The 11,984-nt window shown below is 71.2% G+C and carries 7 protein-coding genes; 5 read left to right on the forward strand and 2 right to left on the reverse strand.

The genetic code is table 11. The features are described from left to right. Positions 1 to 20 precede the first annotated feature (20 nt). The 3 genes from EP757_RS20925 to EP757_RS20935 are packed head-to-tail and all read left to right on the forward strand — an operon-like array spanning position 21 to position 7,543. Positions 21 to 5,969: an isopeptide-forming domain-containing fimbrial protein gene (locus tag EP757_RS20925; RefSeq protein ID WP_127548521.1), complete on the forward strand. Its 5,949-nt coding sequence runs from the start codon at positions 21 to 23 to the stop codon at positions 5,967 to 5,969. Positions 5,970 to 5,978: 9 nt separating this feature from the next. Beyond that, positions 5,979 to 6,551 carry a hypothetical protein gene (locus EP757_RS20930; protein ID WP_127548523.1) on the forward strand — a complete coding sequence of 191 codons (573 nt, stop codon included), beginning with the start codon at positions 5,979 to 5,981 and terminating at the stop codon, positions 6,549 to 6,551. Then, a complete protein-coding gene (locus EP757_RS20935) occupies positions 6,548 to 7,543 on the forward strand; it encodes a nucleotidyl transferase AbiEii/AbiGii toxin family protein (protein ID WP_127548525.1) in 996 nt (331 codons plus the stop codon). Before EP757_RS20930 ends, EP757_RS20935 begins: the two co-directional genes overlap by 4 nt. A gap of 262 nt (positions 7,544 to 7,805) precedes the next feature. On the opposite strand, the gene EP757_RS20945 is transcribed toward EP757_RS20935, so the two are convergent. Further along, positions 7,806 to 8,747 carry a phosphotransferase gene (locus tag EP757_RS20945; protein WP_127548527.1) on the reverse strand — a complete coding sequence of 314 codons (942 nt, stop codon included), beginning with the start codon at positions 8,745 to 8,747 and terminating at the stop codon, positions 7,806 to 7,808. Between the two features lie 127 nt (positions 8,748 to 8,874). Further along, positions 8,875 to 9,855: an aldo/keto reductase gene (locus EP757_RS20950; protein WP_127548529.1), complete on the reverse strand. Its 981-nt coding sequence runs from the start codon at positions 9,853 to 9,855 to the stop codon at positions 8,875 to 8,877. A gap of 103 nt (positions 9,856 to 9,958) precedes the next feature. Here EP757_RS20950 and EP757_RS20955 point away from each other — a divergent pair, with 103 nt between their 5' ends. Together EP757_RS20955 and EP757_RS20960 are read left to right on the forward strand one after the other, a co-directional pair. Continuing rightward, entirely contained in the window at positions 9,959 to 10,921 is a 963-nt protein-coding gene (locus EP757_RS20955; RefSeq protein WP_127548531.1) for a winged helix-turn-helix domain-containing protein, read from the forward strand. A 150-nt stretch (positions 10,922 to 11,071) separates the two neighbouring features. After that, a complete protein-coding gene (locus EP757_RS20960) occupies positions 11,072 to 11,983 on the forward strand; it encodes an ABC transporter ATP-binding protein (RefSeq protein ID WP_197725547.1) in 912 nt (303 codons plus the stop codon). Position 11,984: the final 1 nt, after the last annotated feature.

An 11,984-nucleotide genomic window follows, 5' to 3' on the forward strand; every position in this document is an offset into this window, starting at 1 on the left:
CCGGCCTAACGTCGCGAACTGTGAAGGGAGTCGGGCGCTTCGGGGTGGCCGTACTGCTGGGCGCGCTTTTCCTGCTGCTCCCGGCGTACGAGAGAACCGTGCCGGCCCGCGCCGCCGCGACCACCTGCCCGGCGCCGGTCACCATCGCCAACGGCGACTTCGAGGCACCGGTGATCGCGGCGAACACGATGTCCCTGATCGCCGAGGGCAACGACATGCCCGGCTGGAAGACCACCGCGCCGGACAAGGTCTTCGAGCTGTGGCGCGAGGTCCGGCAGGGTTTCACCGCGGCGTCCGGCAACCAGTTCGTCGAGCTCAACGCCAACTACGTCTCGCAGCTCTACCAGGATCTGCCGACCACTCCGGGCCAGACGCTGCGCTGGGAGTTGCGGCATCGCGGCCGGCTCGGCACCGACGTGATGGCGACCAAGATCGGTCCGCCCGGCGGCACTCTCGTCCAGCAGGGTCCGCTCATCTCCGACGGCTCGGCGACCTGGGGTACCTGGTCCGGCACCTACACGATCCCGGCCGGGCAGACGACCACGCGCTTCGCCTTCGACTCGATCTCGGCCGCGCAGAACAAGCCGACCTACGGCAACTTCCTCGACGGCATCGCGTTCGGCACCGCGCCCTGCCTGATCAGCACGGCCTCGGTCTCCGCGCCGGCGGCGAACGTGGGTGACGTCCTCACGTACACCGTCGCCGCCTCCAACCAGGGCGGCAACCCGGCCAAGAACGCCGTCCTCACCGACGATCTGCCGCCCGGCGTGACGTTCGTGCCCGGTTCGATCAAGTCGATCACCGGTTCCAGCACGACGACGATCTCCGACGCGGCCGACTCGGACACCGGCGAATACGACGCGGCCTCGCGGACGGTCCGGGTCAGGGCGGGGACGGGAGCGGGCGCGAGCTCCGGAGGCCAGCTCCAGGTGGGTGAGACGAGATCCTTCACCTATCAGGTACGGGTGACAGCGGCCGTGGCGGCGACCGTCATCAGCAACGAGGCGACCGTCACCTACCTGGATCCACTCGTCAACGCGACGAAGACCTCGACGTCCGGCACCGCCTCGGTCACCGTGGCCGCCGCCGCCGACCTCGCCGTCACCGCCGCGGTGTCGGCGCCCGGGACGATCGCCGGTCAGCCCGCCGCCACCGTGCTCAGCGTGGTGAACAGGGGGCCGAGCACCGCGACGGCGGTGCAGGTGAGCGCGGTCATCCCGTTCGGCATCACCGGCATCGGCGCGACCTCGTCGCAGGGCGGCTGTGCCGTCTCCGGATACGTCGCCACCTGCGACATACCGTCCCTGCCAGCCGGCGCCACCGCCGGCATGACGATCACCGGCACGGTGATACCACAGGCCACACCGGGTGTGCAGGCCACACTCACCGCCTCGGCGACCAGCGGCACGTACGAGATCAATCAGGCCGACAACGCCACCTCGGTGAGCTCGACCGTCGTCACCGTGACGAATCTGAGCGTGACGCAGGCGTACACACCTGCCGTGCCTGTCGCGGGCACCACCGTGACCTACACCGCCACCGTGACCAACCAGGGGCCGTCCACCGCTCGCGACATCACCCTGACCGACCCGATCGCCACCGGCAGCACCTTCGTCAGCGCGAGCACCTCCGGCGGCACGTGCGCGCTCGCCGCCGCGACCCGGACCGTCGAGTGCACCCTGCCGACCACCGATCCCGGCGTGGTCCGGACCGTCACCATCGTGGTGCAGCTCGACTCGGCCGGCACCGGCGCGGTGAACAACGCCGTCTCGGTCGCCTCCTCCACCCCGGAGTCCGACGTCACCGACAACAACCACTCGGTGCAGTCCGCCGGCACCGCCGAGGCCGACGTCGGCGTGCAGCTCACCATCGACGCCACCACCGCGAAGCCCGGCGACACCGTCCCGTTCACCCTCATCGTGACGAACAACGGGCCGTCGGCCGCCACGAACGTCGCGTTCAACACGGTCGTCCCGGTCGGCTTCACCGTGAACCGGCCCGCCTCGTCCATCTGCACCGCCACGGCCTGCACCCTCCCCGGGCTGCCCGCCAGCGGGATCGTCAAGATCTCCGGAACCGTCACGGTCGGCGCCACCGCCGCGGCCGGCACGCAGCGGGCCAGCACCACCGTCATCTCGCCGACCACCGACCCGAACGCCGCGAACGACACCTCGGTCGTCACGTTCACCATCGAGCTGGAAGCCGACCTGACCGTGAGTCAGACGCTGACGAACGACACCGACAGCGCCCAGCCCCTGATCGCCGGCCACCTGGTCAGGGGCGTCGTCACGATCGGCAACGACGGGCCGACCCGAGCCGAGGGCGTCGTGCTGCGCCAGGCCATCCCCGCCGGGCGGCCCGTCCCGGTCGCCACCCAGACCGGCGGCAGCTGTGCCTTCCAGGGCAGCGGCAGCCCCGGCGGCATCACCAGCGACGGCGGCATCTACGTCTGCACCCGGCAGTCGCTCGCCACGGCCGCGACCTGGCAGATCCAGTTCGGCGGGGTGCTGCTCTCCGCCTCCTACTCGGGCGCGGTCTTCACCCGTACGGCGACCGTCTCGGCCGGCAGCCCCGACCCGGACAGCGCCGGCAACAGCATCACCACCACCCGCGACGTCGAGCACCGCTCCGACCTGAAGGTGGTGAAGACGGTCAGCCCCGGCAGCGTCGTGCAGACCGACCAGACGACCTTCACGATCCGGGTCAGCAACGCCGGCCCGTCCGACGCCGCGAACGTCAGAGTCCGCGAGGAACCGGACGCCGGCCTGGTGCTGCTGACCGGCACGGCCGGCGCCGGCGCGTACGACTCCTCGTCCCGGGTCTGGTCCTTGCCGCAGGTCACCGCCGGCGCCCCCGCCGAGCAGCTCACCCTCACCGCCACCGCGCAGGGCTCGGGCTCGCTCACCGACTGGAGCCGGATCATCGCCTCGGACAGCACCGAGATCGACAGCAGCGACGACGCCGATGCGGCGACCGTCACGGCGGCCGCCGCCGCGCCCGCGCTCAAGCTGGAGGCGCTCCCGACGCTCTCGTCCGGCTCCACCGTCGGCGCCGCGGCCGGCGACACCATCTCCTACCAGTACCGGCTGACGAACAGCGGGAACCTTCCGCTCTCCGCGCTCGCGGTGACCGGAACCCTCGGTGGACCCGGGAACTGCGGCGTCACCACCCTCGCGCCCGCCGCCGTCGCCACCTGCCCGGCCGGTTCCTACCCCGTCGACTCCGGGGACGTCGGCGCCGGCCTGCCCCTCAACGACGTCGTCACCGCCAAGGCGCAGGCCGCCACCAACATCGAACCCGTCCAGTACGCCCAGGTCACCGCGAGTGTCCCGGTGGTCGTGGCGCAGCCGTCGCTGGCCGTCGTGATCACCCCGACGGTCAGCGACGACAGCCGTCAGCACGCCGCGGCGGCCGGCGACCGCATCGACTACTCCTACGCCGTGACGAACAACGGCAACGTCGACATGAGCGGCATCGCCCTGACCGACGACCTCGTCACCGGGATCGCCTGCCCTCGGACCACGCTGGTCATCGGCGACACGATGACCTGCGGCATCCCGCCCGCCAACCGGTACACGGTCACCCCGGCGGACCTCGACCGCGGCGGAGCGATCACCAATACCACCGCCGTCACCGGGATACCCGACACGCTCACGGCCCGTACCTACCAGCCGTTCACCGCCTCGGTGACCGTCGCGGCACCCGCCCCGGCCCTGACCATGGCCGTCACCGCGAGTCCGTCGTCCGGGGCGACCGCCGGCACGAGCATCAGGTACACGTACGCCGTCACCAACACCGGCAACGTCACCCTCACCGGCCTGAACGTCACCGACTCGCTCGTCTCCGGCGTCACCTGCCCGCTCACCGTCCCGGCCGGTGGCATGGTCACCTGCCTCGGCGGGCCCTACCTCGTCACCCAGGACGACATCGACGCCGGCGGGCCGATCACCGACGACGCCATCGTCACCGGCGCCGGCGTCACGCCCGGCAGCGGCGTCGCCTTCGCCGAGGACGGCGTCACGGTCGGCGTCGTCGGGTCGGTGCCCGCCCTCACCGTGGCCGTGACCAGCACCTCCCGGCCCGGAGGGGTCCTGGCCGGCGATCGCATCGACGGGCAGTACCGGGTCCGCAACACCGGCAACGTCACGATGAGCGACGTGGCGGTGACGGACACCCTCGGCGGGGCGGCGGTCTGCCCGTACGCCGTCCTGACGGTCGGCGGTTTCATGGACTGCGACGCCACCGGGTACACCGTCACCCAGGCCGACGCCGACGCCGGCGCCTCGGTGACCGGCACGGTGAACGTGGACGGCCGCGCTCCCGCCCAGAGCGCCGCGACCCGGCAGGCCACCGCCGCCGTCAGCGTTCCCGTGGCGGCCGGCGTCGCCCGGCTCACCGTCGCCGGCACCCCGTCGGTCGCGCCGGCCGACCACCGCAACGGCGTCGAGGTGGGCGACCGGATCAGCTACACGTTCGCGGTCGCCAACCCGGGGACGCTGACCATGCGGGACATCGCCGTGCAGGACAGCCGGTTCGGGGCCGCCGGCTGCCCCTACGACACCCTCGCCCCCGGCGGCACGATGACCTGCACGACGCTCGCCTCCTACCGGGTCACCGACGCGGACGTCACGACCGGCGCCGACATCCGCAACCAGGTCGAGGTGACCGCTCGCGCGGGCGGGCAGGACCACCGCTTCGGTCCCGTCGAACTCGCCGTTCCCGTCCTGGTCGCCGCGCCCGCGCTCTGGGTCCGCACCACCGTCACGGTCAGCCCGGCGGCCCATCACGGCGCGGTGGAGGCCGGCGACACGATCGACTACACGTACGAGGTGATCAACTCGGGGAACCGGCCGATGAGCGGCATCGCCGTCTCGACCACCCGGGTCGGGCCGGTGACCTGCCCCGGCTCGCGGCTCCCCGTGCGGGGCAGCATGACCTGCACCGCCGGCGGATATCGGGTCGCCCAGAGCGATGTCGACGCGGGGGTCCCCGTTGTCGACGAGATCAGTGTGGTGGGGGAATCGCTGTCCTTCGGCCCGTTCCGGGTCAGTGTCGGCGTCTCGACTTCCCGTCCTTCTCTGCGCCTCCGGATGTGGGCCGAGGTCGCCTCCGCTTCCGCGGCCTCTGCCTCCTCTGCCGCCTCCTCCTCTGCCTCCTCCCTCGCGGATCTTGGAAAGACTGTCCGTTATCGATATCAGGTCACGAACACCGGCAACGTCACCGTCCGCGACCTGGTCGTGAAGGACGCGGTCGCCGGATCCGTCACCTGCGCCGAGACCCGCCTCGCGGTGAACGCCGCGGTGAGCTGCGCCGCCGACCGCGCCTACCGGGTCACCCAGGACGACCTCGACAACAGCCGGCCTCTCGTCACCAGCGCCACGGCGTCCGGTGTGTGGTCCGCGAACAGCGCGGTGAGCTCGAACAGGGCGGCCGCGTCGGTGCCGGTCGCCGCCGCCGAGCCGAGACTCAGCGCCGACCAGAAGGCCGAGTGGACCGACACCGATCACGACGGCCGGCTCAGCACCCGCGACGACGTGGTCTCCACCGTCATCGTCCGCAACGACGGGAACGTCACGCTCGTCGACATCCGGGTCACCGGCCTGCCCGCCGCCGTCACCTGCCCGGCCACCCGTCTCGCCCCCGCCGGGACGATCACCTGCCGGTCCGGCGTCTACCACCTGACCCAGCCCGAGGTGGATCGGGGCAGGCACACCTACCGGGTACGGGTCACCGGCGACCGGACCGCCGCGGGAGCCGTCGATCCGGTGGAGGTGACAGCGCCGTCGACGGTGGTCGTACCGGAAGAAGGCTCGGAGCCCGGACCGAACCGCCCACCCGGCGCCGTCCCCGTCACCGGCGGCTCGTCCGCCCTGCTCCTCACCGGGCTCGCGATGATCGGCGCCGGATTGATGTTGCTGATGGCCGGCCGGCGCCCGCGCGTCGTCGAAAGTGTCATACCGCGGGGCTAGCCTGCCCGCGTGCGTCGATACGAGATCCATCTGACCGTGGCCGCCGCGTCCGAGGCGCTGCCCGCTCTGGCCGCCGCACGCGGCATGAAATACACGCACATCCAGCTCGATCGCGGCGACCACGCGAGTCAGCCGATGCTGAGCCTGCTCGTCGCCGGCACCCCCGCGTCGGCCGAGGCGGAGGCCCGCCGGACAGCCGCGGAGTTGCAGGCCGCGGGGTTCCCGGTCGCCCGGCTCAAGGTCGAGGCGGCCGCGTCGGAGGCCGGCACGCTGCCCGGTCTCTACTTCGAGCACCACGTGAAGTTGTCGCTTCCCGAAGAGACAGACCTCGACGCCGTGCGCGGCTTGGCCGTCCAGCACGACGCCCACCTGTCCCGCAACGCCCGGCGGGTGCGGGTCGACGGTGTGCGGGAGAGGTTCGTGACCCAGCGCTGCCACCACGCCGACCGCCCACGCGCCGCGGCGGCGCTCGCCGGGCTGCTCGACGCCCTCACCGCCGCCGGATGGGAGGTCGCCGAGGTGGAGGAGGAGTGGGTCCTCGTCGACGACAACCCGGGCCTCGACGCGGGCTGGTTCGGATGAGCGCCGCGCGGGCCGCGCTCGACCATGTGCTGACCGTGGTGGCCGGCTCCCCGCTGGCCGAGTCGCTGGTGCTGCGGGGCAGCATGACGCTGCCGGCCTGGATCGGTGAGGCGGCGCGCCCGCCCGGCGACCTCGACTGGATCGTGCGGGCGCCCGATGCGGTGCCGCTCGCCGACCTCGATCCCGGTCCCTTCTTCGACCGCCTCCACCCGGTCCAGCTCTGGCCGGAGGCGGTGCACGGGGCCGCGCGTAACGAGATCTGGGAGTTCGAGGAGTTCGACACCGGAGGCAACCGCTGCCGGCTGCCGCCCGAAGGCCTGCGCTGGATGCCGGCGACCGAGCTCGGCGAGGCCTACGAGGACATCGGGGAGCACGAGTTCGCCGAGCTGCTCCGGGAGAGCCCGCGCTCACCGTCCGGCGTCGAGTTCCTCCCCTCCGAGATCGGCTTCGCGTCCGACGGGGACTACGCCGATTACTGGGCCGACCCGGCCACCCTCGACCGGCGCGTGCGGCTGACCCTGCCGTGGCGTGCTCCCGACGGTTCGGAGGGCGCCGTCCAGGTCGACCTGGCCTGCGGCGAGCCCCTCCCGGATCCCCCGGTTTGCACCGCCGTCCGCCGGGCCGGCGACCAGCCCCCGCTCGGCCTGTGGACGGCGTCCCGCGAGCTGTCCCTGGCCTGGAAGCTGCACTGGCTCGCAGCCGATCAGCGCAGAGACGGCCGGTCCGCGATGAAGGACCTCTACGACGCCGTCCTGCTGGCCGAGTTGCCCGATCTCCGTTTGAGCCGGCGCTTGCAGCGGGTGGCCCTCGGGTCTCCTCCCGCTGACTCGTCGCCGGCCTCGCCTCTGCTCCACCCGGCGGTGATCCCCACCTGGAGGATCGCCGGTGCTCCACCTGGCGGCGGCGACTCCGCTCCGTGGCTGGACCGCCTGGCCGATGCCGCCGAGAGACTCCTTCCCGCCATTCCCGCGCCGGCCGCGCCGTCCCCCTGAGGTTCGGACGGTCGTCGCGACACCTGACCCGCTCCGGAGTCGCCGTGCAGGCACCCGCTGGCGATACGGCCGAACCGTCACCAGCGCGGACGGCGAGTCCCGGAACCACCCGCCGCTCGCCGCGCCGGAGCGGGCTGTCTCGGCCCGTCATCCGTCCGAAGATGAGCGCATCACCATCGCCGACGAGCACCCGGCCCGGGAGAGTCGGCCGACAGAGAAGCCGATGTCGTTCAGCCGGAAGGACAGAAGCGCTCCGATGACGTCAAGTCCGGTCCGGCACGCCATGCCGCACCCAGAGTCGAATCTGTTCGGCGGCCTGGTCGGCAACGGCGTGCCCCACCGGGCGAGTCACGAGGTCGCTCAACGCGAACATGTCGAGAACCCGGCCCACGTAAGCCCAGTTCTCGGCCAGCGACAGGCCGGCAGGCTGCCGTTCAACGAAGCCCACACGGAAACCATCCAGAAAGCCGGCGGGATAGTCGGCTCCGAAGCGCGCCATGTTCGCGGCATCGCCATACGGGCAACCGGAGTAGCTGAACTCCCAGTCCAGCAACGCATCAACTCGCCAGCCGCTACCCGCTCGGGAAACCAGGATGTTCTTCGGGTTGATGTCGGCATGCACCAGCCGGGTGTGACCGTCAACGCTCCCCAGAGCCGACGCGTTGACCTCACACAGCTGCGCCCAAGCGCGACGCGTCTCGCCGTCGAGGCGGCTCTCCGGGACCGCAGCCATACAACTCTCGGCGAACCCGGCCAGCTGCTGCGACCACGGCTGCTCCTCCTTGACGGTGAGATCACCGTCAACGAAGAAGCCTCGCCGGTCGAAGTCCACAACAGCGACCCCGGCGACGACCCGGCCAACCTCGGCCCCAAGCTCACCAGCTTCCGACCGGCCAAGGCCACCGTGATCGAGCACCGCACTCAGCACGACGCCGTCCACATAATCGATGACCATCGTCGGCCGTTCGTGCTGACCTCCCCCGGGCATGACCAGCAAGACGTCCGGAACCGGCACATGCGGGCGGGCGGCGGCCATCACCCCTGCCTCAACCACCGGATCTGTTCCGCCGAACCGGGCGACGACCTGGCCGTCAGCAAGCGTGAGCAGGCACGTCTCGTGAGAGAAGCCGCCCGCCAACACGGAGGTCGTCACGACCTTGCTACCCAGCGCCTCGGCGATGCCCTGGAGTTCCTCGATCCGCATCCGGCCAGTCAACCAGGACAGCAAGACCTTCTAGCTGAAGGCGCTGTGGCGGCAGCGCTGGGCTCACTGCTCACCTGGAGTGTTGCGACGACCGCCGGAATCCGCCCCCTCACGGCCGGCCCCGGCGTCACCACGCCCATGCCTCGGGGGCTGGGCCTCCCTTGCCGATCGGCGGGAAGATCTCGTCGAGGGCCTTCAGGGTCTCCTCGGTGAGTGGGTTCTCCAGTGCGGCCATCGGGAGTTCCAGCTGGCCGGCTGATCGGGGGCCCAGGACCGGTGCCGTCACCTCGGGGCGGGACAGCAACCACGCGATCGCGACCGTCGTCGGTTCCTGGCCCAGGTCGGCGCAGAGCTGTTCGAACTGCTCGATGGCTGCCCGGTGCGGTTCCACCCGGTCCGCGGCATGCATCACCGCGCGTCCCGGCACGCCGTCGCGCTGTTTGCGGAGAGCGCCGGACAGGGCGCCGAAATGCAGCGGTGAATAGGGCAGGACGCCGATTCCCAGTGCGGCGGCGGCCGGAAGCACCTCGAGTTCGGCGTGGCGGGTCAGAAGGTTGTACTTACATTGCTCGGAGACGATGCCGAGCATGCGGTTCCGATCGGCTGCGGCCTGCGCTGTGCTCAGGTGCCAACCGGCGAAGTTCGACGTTCCGGCGTACCGGATCTTGCCTTGGATCATGAGCGTTCGCATCGCCTCCCAGATCTCCTCCCACGGGGTGTGCCTGTCGATGTGGTGCATCTGGAAGATGTCGATCCAGTCGGTTCGCAATCGGCGCAGGGAGGCCTCGCACGATGCGATGATGTGCCGCGCCGATAGACCGCGGTCATTGGGGAATTCGCTCATCGGGGCGTAGACCTTCGTGGCGAGGACGACCCGGTCCCGCAGGCCGGATCTGCGGAACCAGCTGCCGATGAAGCGTTCGCTGAGGCCGTCACCCGTCTCGCGGCCGTACATGTCGGCGGTGTCGACGAGGTTCAGCCCGGAATCGATCGCCCGGTCGAGGATCGCGTGGCTCTCGTCCTCGCCGATCTGCCAGCCGAAGTTCATGGTGCCGAGGGCGAGGCGGCTGACGGTGAGGCCGGTCCGGCCCAGGCGGGTGTATTCCATGCCGGGGAACGCTAGGGCCAGGTACGGCGTGGCGCGGATTCGTTCGACCGTGCTCGAATGGTCGGGTGCCGTCGGTCGTATTCGGTGTCGCGGGGGTGGTCCGGTGATCGCGTGGGAGTTCGGCGCCGCCGATCTGGCCCGGCTGCGGTTCGCGCACTCGCCGCTGGCCGAGGTCGTGGCCAGTGCGTTCGCCCTGCGTGGCGACGACTGGCTGCAGGCGTCCTGGCGTGCCACGGTGACGCCGTCGCTGCCGCGGTGGCCGACGTTCCGGGCGGTGCTGCTCGGACCGCGCGGCTACGCTCCGGACTTCCTCACGCCGCCGCCGCGGAGCAGCCATCCGACCCTGTCCGAGGAGCTGGCCGACGTGGCAGCGACCCCCTTGGACGAGGTCGTCGCGCAGATCCTCGCGGGTTGGCCCGGCCACGATGCGCCGCCGGAGATCGCCCTTTTCGTCCGCGATCCGCAGGCCGCGCTCGGGCGGCTCCTCGCGGAGATCCGTGCGTACTTCGCCGTCGCCGTCCAACCTCTGTGGCCACGACTGCGATCCGCAGCGGAGACCGAGATCGCCACTCGCGGCCGGGCTGCCGTGTCACACGGCGCACGAATGCTGGTCCACGAGCTCCATCCCAAGCTGGGCTGGGACGGCTCGGCGTTGCAGTTGCGCTATCCGCACAAGAACGCGCACTGGAGCCTCGGCGGCCACGATCTGACGTTGCTGCCGACGGGTTTCGCGGGCGGCGAGATCTACGCGATGCCGTCGGGCGGCACCCTGTGGTACGCCCCTCGTGGCTTCGGCAACCTCTGGACCGAAACCGATCAGCCTGCGGACGGCGCGCACCTGTCCGCCCTCCTCGGACCGACCCGAGCCGCCGTCCTCTCCCTGCTGACCACCCCGCACAGCACCGGCGAGATAGCCGCGCGCCTCGGCCTGGCAGCGGGCACGGCCTCCCACCACCTCACCACCCTCCGCGACTCCGGCCTGGCCTCGGTCGAGCGGGCGGGGAGGCGCTTGCTCTACCAGCGGACCCTTCTAGGAGATCAGCTGCTTTCTTCCCGTACGGGCTAGCCGTTAGGAGGTACCACCGTGCCGTCCCTTCAGCGAACAGCGAAGCGTGACCGGGGATCTTGGATAGTCGGGGGTTGATGGAATGTTTTAGGTGCTATAGGCCCCGCAATCCTCCATCAATCCGCGTGCGGGAACGCTGCTGGAGGACATTTGTCACGGCCGGTCGCGTATTCACGGATCTGCCGCCCGGCAGCGCCGATTCCTAGCGTCATGGGCATGAATGCAGCGGTGGAATGCTCCGGAATCACCCGGCGATTCGGCTCGGTGGTGGCTGTCGACGGGCTTGACCTCACGATCGAGCAGGGCAGCGTGGTCGCCCTGGTCGGACCGAACGGCGCCGGCAAGACGACGACGATCGCGATGATGCTCGGCCTGGCACCACCGGATGAGGGCACGGTGACCGTTTTCGGCGGTCCGCCGTCGCGGGCGGTCCGGGCCGGGCGGATCGGGGCGATGCTGCAGGACGGCGGATTCGTGCCCGGCGCCACGGTGCGAGACCTGGTCGAACTCGCCCGCGCGCTGTACCCGCACCCGCTGGCGACCGCCCAGATCTTGGAGCGCGCCGGGCTGGCTGAGCGGGCGGGGCTGGCTGAGCGGGCGGGGCTGGCTGAGCGGGCGGGGCTGGCCGAGCGGGCGGGGAGCGCTGGTCGGGCGGGGAGCGCTGGTCGGGCGGGGAGCGCTGGTCGGGCGGGGAGCGCTGGTCGGGCGGGGCTGGCTGGGCGGCGGCTTGACAGACTGTCTGGTGGGGAGGTGCAGCGGGCGCGGTTCGCGTTCGCGCTGGCTGGTGATCCGGATCTGCTGGTTCTCGACGAGCCTGCTGCGGCCATGGACGTCGCCGCGCGGCAGCAGTTCTGGTCGGCGATCCGGGACTACGCCGGCGGTGGTCACACCGTTCTGTTCAGCACCCATCAGCTGCATGAGGCAGACGAGTTCGCGGACCGCATCGTGGTGATCGCTTCCGGTCGCGTGGTGGCGGACGGCACGCCCGCGGAGATCCGGGAGATGGGCGGCGACCGGAGCCTCGACGCCGCGTTCCTGAAGCTGACCCGGACGGAGATCTGAT

It is taken from the genome of Actinoplanes sp. OR16, from assembly GCF_004001265.1.
In the GTDB taxonomy this organism is placed as follows: Bacteria; Actinomycetota; Actinomycetes; order Mycobacteriales; family Micromonosporaceae; genus Actinoplanes.

Coding starts and splice junctions, on each gene's coding strand:
- EP757_RS20935 (WP_127548525.1), top strand. CDS start 6,548: ATGAGCGCCGCGCGGGCCGCGCTCGACCATGTGCTGACCGTGGTGGCC.
- EP757_RS20945 (WP_127548527.1), bottom strand. CDS start 8,747: ATGCGGATCGAGGAACTCCAGGGCATCGCCGAGGCGCTGGGTAGCAAG.
- EP757_RS20950 (WP_127548529.1), bottom strand. CDS start 9,855: ATGGAATACACCCGCCTGGGCCGGACCGGCCTCACCGTCAGCCGCCTC.